This window comes from Oerskovia douganii (genome assembly GCF_015142735.1).
GTDB classification, from domain to species: domain Bacteria; phylum Actinomycetota; class Actinomycetes; order Actinomycetales; family Cellulomonadaceae; genus Oerskovia; species Oerskovia douganii.
In genome coordinates this window covers 185,210-200,867 of record NZ_JACSPN010000003.1, presented here as the reverse complement: position 1 = coordinate 200,867, position 15,658 = coordinate 185,210, and the positions used below count along the sequence as shown (strand labels likewise).

At 70.6% G+C, this 15,658-nt stretch carries 13 protein-coding genes, 1 pseudogene and 1 riboswitch; of the genes and pseudogenes, 3 read left to right on the top strand and 11 right to left on the bottom strand.

All coding sequences use genetic code 11. The features are described from left to right. Nucleotides 1-24 precede the first annotated feature (24 nt). The 3 genes from H9623_RS03945 to purN form a co-directional block, all read right to left on the bottom strand. Nucleotides 25-1,491, bottom strand: coding sequence for a SulP family inorganic anion transporter (locus tag H9623_RS03945; protein ID WP_193718752.1), 1,467 nt, complete (start codon nt 1,489-1,491; stop codon nt 25-27). A 132-nt stretch (nt 1,492-1,623) separates the two neighbouring features. Then, complete coding sequence (gene purH / locus H9623_RS03940) at nt 1,624-3,294, bottom strand: bifunctional phosphoribosylaminoimidazolecarboxamide formyltransferase/IMP cyclohydrolase (protein ID WP_193718751.1); 1,671 nt, start codon at nt 3,292-3,294, stop codon at nt 1,624-1,626. Nucleotides 3,295-3,339: 45 nt separating this feature from the next. Continuing rightward, nucleotides 3,340-3,427, bottom strand: a riboswitch (ZMP/ZTP riboswitch). Nucleotides 3,428-3,488: 61 nt separating this feature from the next. Continuing rightward, nucleotides 3,489-4,130: a phosphoribosylglycinamide formyltransferase gene (gene purN / locus H9623_RS03935; RefSeq protein WP_193718750.1), complete on the bottom strand. Its 642-nt coding sequence runs from the start codon at nt 4,128-4,130 to the stop codon at nt 3,489-3,491. A gap of 163 nt (nt 4,131-4,293) precedes the next feature. On the opposite strand from purN, the gene H9623_RS03930 reads away from it, so the two are divergent. Then, nucleotides 4,294-4,860 carry a hypothetical protein gene (locus H9623_RS03930; protein WP_193718749.1) on the top strand — a complete coding sequence of 189 codons (567 nt, stop codon included), beginning with the start codon at nt 4,294-4,296 and terminating at the stop codon, nt 4,858-4,860. 45 nt (nt 4,861-4,905) lie between these two features. Here H9623_RS03930 and H9623_RS03925 read toward each other — a convergent pair whose 3' ends face one another. The 6 genes and pseudogenes from H9623_RS03925 to pcrA form a co-directional block, all read right to left on the bottom strand. After that, a complete protein-coding gene (locus H9623_RS03925) occupies nt 4,906-6,192 on the bottom strand; it encodes a cell division protein PerM (RefSeq protein WP_193718748.1) in 1,287 nt (428 codons plus the stop codon). A 172-nt stretch (nt 6,193-6,364) separates the two neighbouring features. Continuing rightward, nucleotides 6,365-7,252 (bottom strand): succinate--CoA ligase subunit alpha, encoded by an 888-nt coding sequence (sucD, locus tag H9623_RS03920; protein WP_191789430.1) that lies wholly within the window; start codon nt 7,250-7,252, stop codon nt 6,365-6,367. 30 nt (nt 7,253-7,282) lie between these two features. Then, nucleotides 7,283-8,455 (bottom strand): ADP-forming succinate--CoA ligase subunit beta, encoded by a 1,173-nt coding sequence (gene sucC, locus H9623_RS03915; RefSeq protein WP_193718747.1) that lies wholly within the window; start codon nt 8,453-8,455, stop codon nt 7,283-7,285. A 254-nt stretch (nt 8,456-8,709) separates the two neighbouring features. Next, nucleotides 8,710-8,877, bottom strand: a pseudogene (locus H9623_RS03910) (hypothetical protein); the annotation flags it as partial. 133 nt (nt 8,878-9,010) lie between these two features. Next, the gene (locus H9623_RS03905) at nt 9,011-10,459 is read right to left on the bottom strand and encodes a P-loop ATPase, Sll1717 family (RefSeq protein ID WP_193718745.1); all 1,449 of its coding nucleotides are present in this window, start codon (nt 10,457-10,459) and stop codon (nt 9,011-9,013) included. 91 nt (nt 10,460-10,550) lie between these two features. Continuing rightward, a complete protein-coding gene (pcrA, locus tag H9623_RS03900) occupies nt 10,551-13,202 on the bottom strand; it encodes a DNA helicase PcrA (protein WP_193718744.1) in 2,652 nt (883 codons plus the stop codon). Between the two features lie 154 nt (nt 13,203-13,356). Between pcrA and H9623_RS03895 the strand changes: the two genes are divergently transcribed. Then, the gene (locus H9623_RS03895) at nt 13,357-13,740 is read left to right on the top strand and encodes a VOC family protein (RefSeq protein WP_193718743.1); all 384 of its coding nucleotides are present in this window, start codon (nt 13,357-13,359) and stop codon (nt 13,738-13,740) included. Nucleotides 13,741-13,878: 138 nt separating this feature from the next. Next, nucleotides 13,879-14,481, top strand: a complete 603-nt coding sequence (locus tag H9623_RS03890) for a GNAT family N-acetyltransferase (RefSeq protein ID WP_193718742.1) — start codon at nt 13,879-13,881, stop codon at nt 14,479-14,481. 124 nt (nt 14,482-14,605) lie between these two features. Here H9623_RS03890 and H9623_RS03885 read toward each other — a convergent pair whose 3' ends face one another. Further along, on the bottom strand, nt 14,606-15,088 hold the full coding sequence (locus H9623_RS03885; RefSeq protein WP_193718741.1) for a DUF456 domain-containing protein: 483 nt from the start codon (nt 15,086-15,088) through the stop codon (nt 14,606-14,608). A gap of 212 nt (nt 15,089-15,300) precedes the next feature. Next, nucleotides 15,301-15,651 carry a hypothetical protein gene (locus H9623_RS03880; RefSeq protein ID WP_193718740.1) on the bottom strand — a complete coding sequence of 117 codons (351 nt, stop codon included), beginning with the start codon at nt 15,649-15,651 and terminating at the stop codon, nt 15,301-15,303. Between the last annotated feature and the right edge of the window lie 7 nt (nt 15,652-15,658).

Here is a 15,658-nt window from a genome sequence, read left to right as displayed (position 1 = left end):
CAACCCCGGCGGCTCGTGCCGCGATCAGCCGAGGCGCCCCGCGAGCAGCGCGATCCGACGACCGCTGTCCTCGTTGAGCCCCACGAGGGTCACCCGCTTGCCGAGCGACCCGTACTTCGCGGTGATCGCGTCGAGCGTCGCGACGCTCGACGCGTCCCACACGTGCGCACCGCTCAGGTCGACCGTGACCTCGTCAGGATCGGTCGCGTACGCGAACTGGTGCACCAGGTCGTTCGACGAGGCGAAGAACAGGGCGCCCGTGACGCGGTAGGTACGCACGCCGCCGGGCCCGTCCTCGCTCGTGACCTGCGTCAGGTGCGCGACCCGGCGCGCGAACGCGACCATCGCGACCAGGACCCCGCCCACGACACCGAACGCCAGGTTGTGCGTGGTCACGGTCACGACGACCGTGACGACCATGACGACGGTCTCGCTCCACGGCATGCGCCGCAGCGTGCTGGGGCGCACCGAGTGCCAGTCGAACGTCGCGACGCACACCATGAGCATGACCGCGACCAGGGCGGCCATGGGGATCACGGCGACCACGTCCCCCAGGACGACCACGAGCACCAGGAGGAAGACCCCGGCCAGGAACGTCGAGAGCCGGGTACGCGCACCCGAGACCTTCACGTTGATCATGGTCTGGCCGATCATCGCGCACCCTCCCATGCCGCCGAACAGCCCCGTGATGATGTTGGCACCGCCCTGCCCCCACGACTCGCGCGTCTTGCTCGACCCCGTGTCGGTGACCTCGTCGACGAGCTTCGCCGTCATGAGCGACTCGAGCAGCCCGACCAGCGCCATGCCCAGCGCGTACGGTGTGATGATCCGCAGGGTCTCGAGGGTCCAGGGGACGTCGGGCCAGAAGAACCCGGGCAGCGAGTCGGGCAGCGCCCCCTGGTCCCCCACCGTCGGGACGTGGGCCCCGGACAGGACCACCGCGGCCGTCAGGGCGACGATCGCGACGAGCGGGGCGGGAACCACGGACGTCCATCGCGGCAGACCCACGATGATCGCGATCCCCACCGCGACCAGCGGATACACGAGCCACGGGACGTCGATCAGCTGCGGGAGCTGGGCCAGTGCCACGAGGATCGCGAGCGCGTTGACGAACCCGACCATGACGGAGCGCGGGATGAAGCGCAGCAGCCGCACGACGCCCAGCAGGGCCAGCACGATCTGGATCACCCCCGCGAGCAGGACCGTCGCGACCAGGTGGTCGAACCCGTGCTCGCGCATCACGGGCGCGATGACGAGCGCTACGGCCCCTGTCGCCGCGGAGATCATGGCCGGACGTCCGCCCAGGAACGCGATGGACACCGCCATGGTGAACGACGCGAAGAGCCCCACCCGCGGGTCCACGCCCGCGATGATCGAGAACGAGATCGCCTCGGGGATCAGGGCCAGGGCGACGACGAGTCCGCCCAGGACCTCGGTGCGCAGGAGCCGGGGCGAGCGCAGGGCGGCGAGGACGGTGATCGGGGCACTCATGACGGACTCCTGGAGGCGGGGGCGATCGAGCTGGCCCTTCCGGGAGTCGAACGTTCTACGGTGCTGGACGGGCACGCGGTCGTCGCGCCCTGAGGCAGGGTACGACGACCGCGTGCGCCGGGACGAACCAGGTCAGTGCGCGAAGTGGCGCGTGCCCGTCAGGTAGAGCGTGACGCCGGCAGCCTGCGCGGCGGCGACGACCTCGTCGTCACGGACCGAGCCACCGGGCTGGACCACGGCCTTGACGCCCGCGTCGAGCAGGACCTGCAGGCCGTCCGCGAACGGGAAGAACGCGTCGGACGCGGCCACCGAGCCGCGCGCACGCTCCTCGCCCTCGGCACCCAGGGTGTTGGCACGCTCGACCGACAGGCGGCACGAGTCGACGCGGTTGACCTGGCCCATGCCGATGCCGACCGCTGCCCCGCCCTTGGCGAGCAGGATCGCGTTCGACTTCGCGGCACGCACGGCACGCCACGCGAACTCGAGGTCCGCGAGCGTCTCGGCGTCCGCAGCCTCGCCCGTCGCGAGGGTCCACGACTCGGGGCTGTCGCCACCGTTCTCCGTCGCGGCGTCGATGCGGTCGACCTGCTGCATGAGCAGACCACCCGAGACGGGACGGATCTCGACGCCCGCGCTCGGGGCGCCGTCGACCTGGAGCAGACGGACGTTCTTCTTGCGCGAGAGGATCTCGAGCGCCTCGGGCTCGTAGCCCGGGGCCACGACGACCTCGGTGAAGACGCCCGCGATCTGCTCCGCCGCAGCCGCGCTCACCACGGCGTTGGTCGCGATGACCCCGCCGTACGCCGAGACCGGGTCGGTCGCGTGGGCCTTGGCGTGGGCGTCCGCCACGTCGGTGCCGACCGCGACGCCGCACGGGTTGGCGTGCTTGATGATCGCGACCGTCGGGACGTCGCCGTGGTCGTGCGCGGCGCGCCACGCGGCGTCGGCGTCGACGTAGTTGTTGTAGCTCATGGCCTTGCCGTGGAGCTGGGTCGCCTGCGCGAGGCCCGTCGAGCCGTGGCCGTTGGTGTAGAGCGCCGCGCGCTGGTGCGGGTTCTCGCCGTAGCGCAGCACGTCGGAGCGGTCCCAGGTGGCGCCGACCCAGGCCGGGAAGCCGGTGCTCACCGTCTCGCCGTCGATCTCAGCGGCGTCCGTGGGCGCGACGACGCTGCTCATCCACGACGCCACCGCGACGTCGTAGGTCGCGGTGTGCACGAACGCCTGCGCCGCGAGAGCCTTGCGCTGCGCGTACGTGAAGCCGCCCGCCCGGACCGCGGCGATCACGTCGCCGTACGCGGCCGGGTCGACGACGACGGCCACGCTCGGGTGGTTCTTCGCCGCGGCGCGGACCATCGAGGGCCCGCCGATGTCGATCTGCTCGATCACGGCGTCCGGGCCGGCGCCCGACGCGACCGTGTCCGCGAACGGGTACAGGTTGACGACCACGAGCTCGAACGGTGCGATCTCGAGCTGCGCGAGCTGCTCGAGGTGGTCCTGCTTGCGGGTGTCGGCAAGGATCCCTGCGTGCACGCGCGGGTGCAGCGTCTTGACGCGTCCCTCGAGGCACTCGGGGAAGCCCGTGAGCTCCTCGACCTTGGTCACGGGGATGCCGGCCGCCGCGACCGTGGACGCGGTCGAGCCGGTCGAGACGAGCTCGACGCCTGCGGCGTGCAGTGCCGTGGCGAGCTCGACCAGGCCGGTCTTGTCGTAGACGCTCAGCAGGGCACGGCGCACGGGACGCTGGGCGTCGTCGGCGATCTGGAACGTGCCGGGGGCGGGGGTGGCGTGGGGACGTACGGACATCGGGTGCTCCTGTGGGTCGTCAGCGGGTCGCGGGAATACCGGTCACCCAGGCGCCCAGGCGGACGACGCACCAACAGGTCTCTCGGACGCTCCCCGGTGGTCGTTCCCACCCTCGCCAGTCGCGGCCGCCTCCGATCCTACCGCTCCCCGCGCGCGGCGCCGGGGCGCCGGACGGGTGCTCCGGCGCGAGATCCTCAGCCCAGCAGCGCCCGGCGCCCCTCGACCCGCAGCCCCTCGCGGGCCGCACGCCCCACCGTCTCGACCAGCAGCGCCCGCTCGACGACCTTGATGCGCTCGTGCAGCGTCGACTCGTCGTCGGAGTCCTCCACGGTCACGGCCGCCTGCGCGACGATCGGCCCCGTGTCCACCCCGGTGTCGACCACGTGGACCGTGCAGCCCGTGACCTTGACGCCGTACGCGAGCGCGTCGCGGACCCCGTGCGCCCCCGGGAACGACGGCAGGAGCGCCGGGTGGGTGTTGATCGTCCGGCCCGCGAAGCGGTCCACGAACGCCGGGCTCAGGATGCGCATGAACCCCGCGAGGACCACCAGGTCCGGCGAGAAGACCGCCACGGCCTGCGCGACGCCGTCGTTCCACGCGTCGCGGTCCGCGAAGTCGCCCGGCGCGACGACCACCGACGCGACCCCGGCCTCCCGGGCCAGGTCGAGCGCCCCGGCGCCCGGCCTGTCCGTGACGACGCCCACGACCCGCGCCCCGTACGCGTGGTCCTCGTGCGCCGCGAGCAGCGCCGCGAGGTTGCTGCCCGCGCCCGAGACGAGGACGACGACCCGCGCCGCGCTCGTCGTGTCGATGGGCTGACCGGAAGGTGTGCGCACGGTGCTCCTCGGAGGCGTCGGCAGTGGGGGAGAATGAGGGCAGAAGAGCCAGGCACCACCCTAGTCCGCGCCGGGCGGGTACCGGTCAGCCCCTTCCGCCCCCGGACGGAGGAAGCGCACCGGCCCGCCGCGTCGCCGCCCGCGAACCACCGAGGAGCTGCCCATGGGCAACCCGTACGCGCCCCCACGTCCCGGCACCGAGAAGCCGACCGACGAGGCGCGGAAGCCCACCCCTCCCCCGGCCCAGGGCCCTCGCCCGGCACCCCGGCCCGCGGACGGCAGGGACGACCACCGGCCCTCCGGTCCCGGCGCCCCGGCCCCCGGCGAGCCGCCGACCCCGGTCGACCCCGACACGCTGCGGGCGACCACGCGTCAGGTCCTGCACTTCGGGCTGCTCATGCTCGTCACGATCGTCACGAGCTCGCTGGCCTTCCCGTGGCGGGTCGCGAGCCTCTTCTTCGCGGTCGTGACCATCGTGTTCGGGGTCCGCGCGATGCGCGCGGTGTGGCGTGCCCGCCTCGGCGGTGCGCTGCTGCCGGTCGTCGCGGTGGGACTGGGCCTGACCGCGACCATGTCGCTGTCGATGCTCGGCAGCCTCGCGATGTGGGACGTCGAGCTCGACAACCAGCAGTGCCTCGACGGCGCGATCACGGTCGCGGCCCAGCAGGAGTGCGCGGTGCAGTACGAGCAGGCGCGCGAGCAGTGGACCCAGGACCGCCTGCGCCGGTAGGCCCGGCGCCCGCCCCTGTCCCCTGGCCCGTCGCCCGGGGCGAGGTCAGCCGACGGGGTCCGTGCCGCCGTCGTGCGCGGTCTCGTCGTGGCGGTGCCGTACGCGCTCGGTGACGGCCGCCTTGCCCCACACGAGGGCGAGCGCCGCACCGCCCGCGACCTCCGCGGCGACGATGCCCCCGGCGAACAGGGGCGGTGCCCCGACCTGGGCCATGCGCCCCGGCCCGACGGCGCCGCCCGCCACGGTCTGCAGCAGCACCACGAGCAGGCCGGCCGCCAGGGCGACACCCAGCACCGCGAGCCCCAGGTCGGCCCACCGGGCGCCGTGCCCGCCGCAACGACGCCAGACGAACGCCCCGGCGACGACACCCAGGACCACGACGAGCACGGGCGCGAACGATGCCAGGACGGTCGTCCACTCGGGGCCGGGCATCGCACCCAGGAGAGGGATCGCGGGCAGCGCGCCGGGCAGGGACGCGCTCGCCGTGAAGCTGCTGCCCTCACCCACCACGAAGCCCGGTCCCGCGATCCACGAGCTCACCCAGAGCACGAGGTTCGGCACGACCGCGAGCTGGGAGACCGCCAGGATGAGGCCGCCGACCGCGCCCGGCGCGAGGCCGACGATGATGTCCCCCGACGTCGCGCGGCCCGCGACGACCCAGACACCGGCCACCACGCTCGACAGCCCGACCAGGAGCGCCACCCCCAGCAGCCCGGCACGGGCCCCGAGGCGGACGACGGGCGGGACCCAGGGGTCGAGCAGGGCCGTCACCTCACCGACGCGCGGGGCGTCGGGGCGTGCGAGGATCCCTGCCCCCAGGCCGACTCCCGCCACGACCGCGCCGCCCAGGGGGGCGAACAGGACGTCCCACCCCGGCGCCGACCCTGCGAGCAGCGCGATCACCAGCGTCGCGAGCGCGTACACCGCGACGCCGACCACCCACGACGACGTCGCGGTGTGCGCAGAGCGCCGCGCCGACGCGAAGCACGTGAAGACGACCAGGGCCGTGAGGCCGAGGGGCACGAGGGTGATCGACGTCCCGGCCGCGGCCAGCGGGACACCGTGGGCCAGGAGCCAGAACCCGGCGGCGACCGACACGGACTGCCCCCAGCCGCCGGTGTCCCCCTCCCCCGCCCCCGTCGAGGACGCGAGGAACGCCGTGACCGCCGGCAGGATCACCACGGCCAGCGAGAGCGCGAGCGCCTGGAGCGCGGCGACGAGTCCCGAGACCCAGCGGCGCGGTGCTTCGAGGGAACGTCGGGGCCGCGGGGTGGGCTCCTCGACCGTGCGGGGGGCCCGTCGCCCGGCGGCGGACTGCGTGGGCGTGGTCATGGTCTCCATCGTCGTCGATCGGTCGGCCCTCGTGCCGCAGGCCGGGCGGCGCGCCCGCGATCGGCACCCCGGCGACAGGCTCGCACCGGGAAGGACAGGGTACGCCGACGGCGCCCGGCCGCAGGGACCGGGCGCCGTCGAGCCGGCTGAGCGGGTGCTCAGCGGGGCGTGATCAGGACAGGATCTCGCGCATGAGAGCGGCGGTCTCGGACGGCGTCTTGCCGACCTTGACGCCCGCGGCCTCGAGGGCCTCCTTCTTGGCCTGCGCGGTGCCCGACGAGCCGGAGACGATGGCGCCGGCGTGGCCCATGGTCTTGCCCTCGGGAGCCGTGAAGCCCGCGACGTAGCCGACGACCGGCTTGGTCACGTGCGCCTGGATGTACGCCGCGGCACGCTCCTCGGCGTCGCCACCGATCTCGCCGATCATGACGATCGCCTCGGTGTCGGGGTCCGCCTCGAACGCCGCGAGGGCGTCGATGTGCGTGGTGCCGATGATCGGGTCGCCGCCGATGCCGATCGCGGTCGAGAAGCCGAAGTCACGCAGCTCGTACATCATCTGGTAGGTCAGCGTGCCGGACTTCGAGACGAGCCCGATCTTGCCGGGGCCCGTGATGTCGGCCGGGATGATCCCGACGTTCGACTTCCCGGGGCTGATGATGCCCGGGCAGTTGGGGCCGATGAGGCGGACGCCCTTGGCCTCGGCCAGGGTGAAGAACTCCGCGGAGTCCGCGACCGGGACGCCCTCGGTGATGATGACGGTCAGCGGCATGCCGGCCTCGATGGACTCGACGACCGCGGACTTCGTGAACGCCGGGGGCACGAAGATCACGGAGACGTCGGCGCCCGTGGCAGCGATGGCCTCGGCGACGGACCCGAAGACGGGGACGTCGACCGTGCCCTCCCCCTTCGGGAAGGAGACCGAGGTGCCGGCCTTGCGCGGGTTCACGCCGCCCACGATGTTGGTGCCGGAGGCCAGCATGCGCGTCGTGTGCTTCTGGCCCTCCGAACCCGTCATGCCCTGGACGATGACCTTGGAGTCCTCGTTGATGAAGATTGCCATGTCTGTCTGTTTTCTCTCTCGGGTCTCGGGTCAGGAAGCGGCGTTGGCCAGCTCGGCAGCCTTGCTGGCGCCGCCGTCCATCGTCTCGGCCAGGGTGACGAGCGGGTGGTTCGCCTGGGCGAGGATCGCGCGGCCCTCTTCGACGTTGTTGCCGTCGAGACGGACGACGAGCGGCTTGTTCGCCTCGTCGCCGAGGATCGCGAGCGCCTGGACGATGCCGTTGGCGACCTCGTCGCACGCCGTGATGCCGCCGAAGACGTTGACGAACACGCTCTTGACCTGCTCGTCGTTGAGGATGACGTCCAGGCCCGCGGCCATGACGGCCGCCGAGGCGCCGCCGCCGATGTCGAGGAAGTTGGCGGGCTTGACGCCGCCGTGCTGCTCACCGGCGTACGCGACGACGTCGAGCGTGCTCATGACGAGGCCCGCGCCGTTGCCGATGATGCCGACCTGGCCGTCGAGCTTGACGTAGTTGAGGTCGTTCTCCTTGGCCTTGGCCTCGAGAGGGTCGGCCGCGTCCTTGTCCTCGAGCTCGGCGTGGTCCGCGTGGCGGAACCCGGCGTTCTCGTCGATGGTCACCTTGCCGTCGAGCGCGACGATCGAGCCGTCCTCGGTGCGGACCAGGGGGTTGACCTCGACCAGGGTCGCGTCCTCCTCCTTGTAGACGGTCCACAGCTTCTGGATGACGTCGGCGACCTGCGCCTTGATGTCGTCGGCGAACCCGGCGGCGGCGACGATCTCGTCGGCCTTCGCCTGGTCGATGCCGACGGTCGGGTCCACGGGGACCTTGGCGAGCGCCTCGGGGCGCTCGACCGCGAGGACCTCGATCTCCATGCCGCCCTCGACGCTCGCCATGGCGAGGTAGGTGCGGTTGGAGCGGTCGAGGAGCACCGAGAAGTAGAACTCCTCGGCGATCTTCGCGCCCTCCGCGATCATGACGCGGTGGACCGTGTGGCCCTTGATGTCCATGCCGAGGATCTCGGACGCCTTCTCGGCGGCCTCCTCGGGCGAGTGGGCGAGCTTGACGCCGCCTGCCTTGCCTCGCCCTCCGACCTTGACCTGGGCCTTGACGACCACGGTCCCGCCACCGAGCTTCTCAGCGCCCTCGCGAGCCTCTTCGGGGGTCGTGGCGACCACGCCGCCCAGCACGGGAACCCCGTGCTTCTCGAAGATGTCGCGCGCCTGGTATTCGAACAGGTCCACCCTGTGTCGTCCTTCCATCTGACTGCCTGACCGGCTTACCGATGTCTCGACATCGAGACATCCCGTCACAGGGTAGCCCGGTGGCTGGCCGGGACCTACCCGGCGGCACCCCTGCGCCCCGCGCGGCGCTGTCTCGTTGGCCACATCCCGAGGGTCCGGGCGCGCTGCCCGGGGGTGGTCGCGGCGCGGCCGTGCCCCTCCCGGTCCCCCGCCCGGGCGGGCCGAGGCTCCGACGCGCGGGCCGGCGTCGGGCCCTACAGCTTGGTCACGGGCGAGAACCGGAGCAGGAGCCGCTTGGTGCCGTCGGCCCCGAAGTCGATCTTGGCGACCGCGTTGGTGCCCGCGCCCTCGACCGCGACGACCGTGCCGAGCCCGTAGGCGTCGTGCGTGACCTTGTCGCCGATCGCGAGCGAGGGGATGTCCCCCTCCTTGCAGCGTCGCAGAGGTCCACAACCAGCCCCTAATTGCCGAGCCCCCAACTAAGCGTGAAATCAACCATCGCCTCTGATCATGAGAACCGCGCGACTCCCACAAATCCAGGGGCGACCATTTGCCTCATGCCCGCGGTCGATTCCAAGCAAGCGCGAGCGCATTGTGAAGCAGGAAGGTGTGTCGAATCGTAAATCCAGCACCAGACACCTTTCGGAACACAAAATCAAAATAATCCTTATGCTTACCCGAACTATTCCTGATCCCAATAGCCCCGGTGTCGAACATTTGTTTCAGGAGGAGCTTGACCTCCCGACGATCCAATTCGCCTTCGAGTTCAGAAACAACATCGTCAAACTTGAACGTCCTGGTAGGCAGCGTACGCATCACATCGCGAAAAGAAGCCAACTCACGTGCCCTGTCAGCCCCTAGCACACCTGCCAAATTATCCAGCACTTCCCCGACGAAGTACTCCTCCGAATAACGCCGCACCGCCTCCTTTGCCGATGATTCAGGAACCAGGGACGTGCCGCCGTAGGCTCTTTGCACATACCCCATTAATGCAATGAGGTCGCGCGGAAGCAACCGCGTATAGTCCAACAAGTACTCTGTAAGCTCCCGGTGAGGCCAGATGGCCACAGGCGCAGCAAGGTAGGTCTTCACAACATCTCGAACCTCGGGATGCCTAACCGCAACCTTTGAGTTAAGAAGCGTCCAAAGATGGTTCGCTGAACCGATCCCCTGTGCACTCCAGTCCAGAGTCGCCGAGTATGGTTTCAACTTGTTAAGATCGCCGCCAGGCAGAACATCGTAAATGTCCGACCGCACAGCCGCGACGACCGAGATGCGCAACTCGTGCGTTCTCATGAACTGGTTTATCGAGGAGATTGCATACATTAGCCCACTCAGCGAGCTCCACTCATCCTCAGTTTCGAAAAAGAAAGAATCGAGACCATCGAGTGCAACGACGTGCCGACTTTCGGTAGAAACGCCAGCGACGATCGCCTTCATTGCGGCAACCAACTCTAGAGGACTGTACTCTCGAACCACCCGCTCGGACTCAACCCCCACCACTTTCAGGTCGACCTTGAAGGCACTCTTTGACCATTTCGCTACATTCGCACGCCAGTCACTCTGGAGCAAGCCGGCACGCGAAAGCTCGGTAAAGAGTTCCGAGAATGAACGCGGCGCACTCTTCCCGTTGTCAAGATCTATGGATCGGATGATCCGGAGAAGCAGGAGAAATTCCCACGCCGACTGCGCGCGCGACGCCCCAGCCGATTGACCCATTTGGATTGATGTGACGTCATTGACGGGGAAGCTTCTTAAGTCCCAATAGTCAAAGAAGGAATCGGGATACGATTTCCAAAGCAGACGAAGATGTTCCAGGGCTGCTGATTTCCCAGACCCTTTCGGTCCGAGCAGCAGCCAATTTTGCCCGGTAGCAATCCCGGACGCAGCACCTTTATAGTCATAGAATCCCTCGATCAGGAGTCGAGGTTCTTCGATCGCTTCACTCGCCGCATCGAGGTGACCGAAGTCAAGCGTCTTCAAGGGCGGGGGCTTCTGTGCCATCCTGGCATCCTAGCCCCTAGGGCATCCGTCGAACGGTGTTGACGCTCTTTCCAGTCGCCGTCGGTATTGCGCAAACCAGTTGTCTCGATTGTCATAGTTTCGTGACGGGCGAGAACCGCAGCAGGAGCCGCTTGGTGCCGTCGGCCCCGAAGTCGATCTTGGCGACCGCGTTGGCGCCCGCGCCCTCGACCGCGACGACCGTGCCCAGCCCGTAGGCGTCGTGCGTGACCTTGTCGCCGATCGCGAGCGAGGGGATGTCCCCCTCCTTGCGCGGCGTCGCCGAGCCGAACTTGGGGCCGTCCGGGTTGGGTGTGACCGAGCGCGTGCGCACCTGCCCGTTGCGCGAGCCAGCCGACCCGTACCCGCCCGACGACGAGCCCGACCCGCCGCGCGAGCCGCCCGCCGACGAGCCCCACCCGCCCGTGTAGCCGCCCGGCCCGCGCAGGGTCGCCATGGACGACTCCTTGCGGCGCCAGTCCCACAGGTCCTCGGGGATCTCGTCGAGGAACCGGCTGGGCGGGAACTCGTTGGCCATGCCCCACGCCGAGCGCACCGCGGAGCGCGAGATGTACAGCCGCTCCCGGGCGCGCGTGATGCCGACGTACGCGAGGCGTCGCTCCTCGGCGAGCTCGCTCTCGTCGTGCAGCGAGCGCATGTGCGGGAACGTGCCGTCCTCCATGCCGCTGAGGAACACCACGGGGAACTCGAGCCCCTTGGCCGTGTGCAGCGTCATCAGCGTCACGACGCCCGGGTCGACGACGGGCTTGCCCTCGTGCCCCTCGTCGTCGCTCGACGGGATCTGGTCCGAGTCCGCGACGAGCGAGACCCGCTCCAGGAAGTCCGTGAGCGTGCCCTCGGGCTCGAGCTCGGTGAACTCGCTCGCGACCGCGTGCAGCTCGGCGAGGTTCTCGACGCGCGAGCCGTCCTGCGGGTCGTCGCTGGCCCGCAGCTCGGCGAGGTAGCCCGAGCGGTCGAGGACCGCGCCCAGGATCTCGGCGGGCGTCGCGCCCGTGGCGTACAGGTCCAGCAGCCCGTGGAACAGCTCGCGGAAGGTGCGCAGCGGGTTGAGGGTCCGGGTCGTCATGCCCGGGATCTCCTCGGCGCGGTCGAGCGACGCGGCGAACGAGATGCGCTCGCGCTCGGCGAACGCCGCGACGAGCGCCTCGGCCCGGTCGCCGAGACCGCGCTTGGGCACGTTGAGGATGCGCCGCAGGTTCACGTCGTCGTCGGGGTTCGCGATGGCGCGCAGGTACGCGATCGCGTCCTTGATCTCACGCCGCTCGTAGAAGCGCGTGCCACCGACGACCTTGTACGGCAGGCCGACGCGGATCAGCACCTCCTCGAGCGCGCGGGACTGGGCGTTGGTCCGGTAGAAGATCGCGACGTCGCCCGGGCGCACGCCGTCCGAGTCCCCGAGGCGGTCGATCTCCTCGGCGATGAAGCGCGCCTCCTCGTGCTCGTTGTCCGCGACGTAGCCGATGATCTTGACGCCCGCACCCGCGTCCGTCCACAGGCGCTTGGGCTTGCGGTCGATGTTGCGCGAGATCACGGCGTTCGCGGCCGAGAGGATGTTCTGCGTCGAGCGGTAGTTCTGCTCGAGCAGGATGGTCCGGGCGTTCGGGTAGTCGGCCTCGAACTCGAGGATGTTGCGGATGGTCGCGCCGCGGAAGGCGTAGATCGACTGGTCGGCGTCACCGACGACCGTGAGCTCGCCGGGCGGGACGGTGCCGGGCGCCCACGTTCCGTCCTCGCTCTCCGGGGCGCCCGCTCCCGCGAGCTCGCGGACCAGGACGTACTGCGCGTGGTTGGTGTCCTGGTACTCGTCGACCAGCACGTGCCGGAACCGGCGGCGGTAGTGCTCCGCGACGGCCGGGAACGCCTGGAGGAGGTTGACCGTGGTCATGATGATGTCGTCGAAGTCGAGCGCGTGGGCCTGCGCGAGGCGGGCCTGGTAGCGCGTGTAGACGTCCGAGAGGACCTGGTCGAACGCGTTGGCCGAGCCGTCGGCGGCCGACGCGCCGCTCTCCCGCGCGTAGCGCTCCGGGTCGATCAGCTCGTTCTTGAGGTCCGAGATCTTGTTGGACAGCGTCCGCGCGGGGTACTTCTTCACGTCGAGGTTGAGCTCGCGGCTCACCAGCGTGATGAGCCGCTGGGAGTCCGCGGCGTCGTAGATCGAGAAGCTCGACTTGAGCCCGAGCGCCGCGGCCTCCTTGCGCAGGATCCGCACGCACGCCGAGTGGAACGTCGAGACCCACATGTACCGGGCCGCGGGACCGATGAGCGCCTCGACGCGCTCACGCATCTCCGCCGCCGCCTTGTTGGTGAAGGTGATCGCGAGGATCTCGCCCGGCCGTGCCCTGCCCGTCGCGAGGAGGTAGGCGATGCGGTGCGTCAGGACACGCGTCTTGCCCGAGCCCGCGCCCGCGACGATCAGCAGCGGGCTGCCGGCGTGCACGACGGCCTCGCGCTGCTGCGGGTTCATGCCGTCGAGCAGCGAGTCCGGGTCGATGTGCGAGAACCCGCCCGGGTGCTGCCCCGCCTCGTCCCGCCCGTCGCGGCGACCGTTCCCGTCGCCACCCGCCGGCTCGGACGAGCCGCGCCCGGTGCGGGCCTTCGCGCGGCCGGACGTGCCGCCGTCGGGCGCCTCGTCCCACCGCGGTGCGGTGGTCGGCAGGCGCGACGAGTCCCCGAGGGACGCGAGGTCGAATCCGGGCAGCGGCAGGTTCTCGAAGAGCGATGTCATAGCCCCACCAGCCTAGGCGTGCGCACCCACACTCCCCGCATCGGCACGCGTCCGCGAGGTCCCGGGGCCGGCGGCGCACCGATCACTTCTCCCCTCGGCCACGGTCACAGTGACGAGCCCCCTGCCGGGCGTCCCCCCGCGAGAAGGAGAAGTCATGACCACGACGCACTTCACAGGACTGCACACCGTCGCGGTACCGGTGCGCGACCAGGACGCCGCACTGGCGTTCTACCGCGACACGCTCGGGTTCGAGGTCCGCATGGACGGCGACCTCCAGGAGGGCTTCCGCTGGATCGAGGTCGCCCCGCCCGGGGCCACGGTCTCGGTCGCCCTCGTGCAGGAGGGGCAGGGTCAGGACGCCGGGATCGACACGGGCATCCGGCTCGCGACGTCGGACGCCGCGGGCGACCACGCGACCCTCGGCGCCCGGGGCGTGCGCGTCGAGGAGCTCCTGCGGTGGGACGGCGTCCCACCCATGTTCTCGATGCGCGACCTGGACGGGAACGTGCTGTACGTGACGGAGATCTCGGAGGGCTGAGCCGTCCGCCGGGGAACCGCGGCCGGGCCGCCCCCAGCCGCCCTCCGCCGCCCTCAGCAGCCGACCAGTCCCCGGCCACCGGCAGACCACCATCAGGACCTCCGGACGGGGCAGCCCTGCGCCGGATAGTGTCGGAGCGTGAACGCCTTCGCCGACCCCGTGACCCTGACCGGTCCCCTCGTCCGCCTCGTCCCGCTCCGACCGGACCACCACGACGCGCTGGTCGAGGCCGTGCGGGACGGCGAGCTGTGGAACCGCTGGTACACCTCGGTCCCGACCCCCGAGGAGATGGCGGTGTACATCCAGGACAAGATCGCCGCGCGCGCGGCCGGTGCCGCCAACCCCTGGGTCGTGGTCCGCAACGCCGACGACCAGGTGCTGGGCGTCACGACCTACCTCGGGATCGACCCGCTCAACCGGCGGGTCGAGATCGGCGCGACGTGGCAGCGGGCCGGTGCGCAGGGCACGGGGGCCAACCCCGCCGCGAAGCTCCTGCTGCTCGCGCACGCGTTCGACGACCTCGACGCGATCGCGGTCGAGTTCCGCACGCACTTCCACAACCGCGAGTCACGCTCAGCGATCGAGCGCCTGGGCGCCAAGCTCGACGGGGTCCTGCGCAGCCACCAGATCGGGTACGACGGCACGCTGCGCGACACGGTCGTCTACTCGGTCACGGCGGCCGAGTGGCCGACCGTGCGCGTGGGCCTGGAGTACCGGCTGCGGGCGCGGCTCGAGCCCTGAGCCTCTGGGGGCTGACGCGAGCCTGCCGAGGAGCTGCTGAGGAGCTGCCGAGAACGGGGTTGCGGTCGTCCTGCCGCTCAGCGCGCCCACGACCTCGTTCTCGGCACCGCGAGGCCCCCGCGGATCATGTCAGCGCGAGACCCACGCCCCACGTCGCCGTCGCGAGCAGCCCGCCGAGGAGCTGGACCACGATCGTGATGCCGGTCGCCTGGAGCGCCGCGACGGTCGCGCGCCACGCTCCGCGGCGGTCGCGACGGCGCAGCAGCTCAGCCACGAAGACCGCCGCGACGAACCCGACGAACAGCCCGACCACGGGGATGACGAAGAACCCGACCACGCCCGCGAGGCCACCCCAGGCGAGCGTCGACCACGGGACGTCGGCCCGGCGCATGTGCCGGCCGGCGAGCAGGAGCTGAGCCCCCTCGGCAGCGACGACGAACGTGAGGGCCACGGCGAGCACGACCCATGCCGCCGTGCCGCCCGTCAGGATCGCCCACACCAGGATCGCCCCTCCGACGAGGGTATTGCCCGGAAGCACCTGCACGACGATCCCGGCCAGGCCCACCAGGATCACCAGTCCGACGACGATCTCTCCCGCGATGCTCACGGGAGACACCTTCGCACGTCGGGCAGGTCAGGGACGACGCGCCGGCCCCGCCCTCGGGGGCGCGAGCGGTCCCGGGTGCGCGACGTCCCCTGGTGACGACAGAGCTCCCCGCGTCCTGGCGGGCGCGGGGAGCTCGTCGATCTGCACGGACCGAGGGCGGATCGATGCCCGCACCGGCAGGCAGGCCGGTGCCGGGCGTCGTCAGGGCTGGGTCAGACGAAGACCGCCACGATGATGTTGACCAGCGTGAGGCCACCGATCGAGTGCTTGAGCGCGGGCGAGATCTTGTCTCCCTGGCGCACGCCGATGAACGCGAGGACCGCGATGATCACGGCGATGACCAGCTTGATGCCGATCTTCATCATGCTGGGACCCCCGTCGTCCCACATGCCGCTCATCTCGGCCACGCCCACCATGAGGATGCCCGCGACGGCAGCCGTCGCGGCACCGTGGAAGACGCCCTTGTTGAGCGCGGCGGTCTTGAGCGACACGAAGTAGCCGCCGAGGACGATGGCCCAGCCGACGAAGTGCAGGACCGCGAACACGTTGTAGACGATTTCCATGGCACCA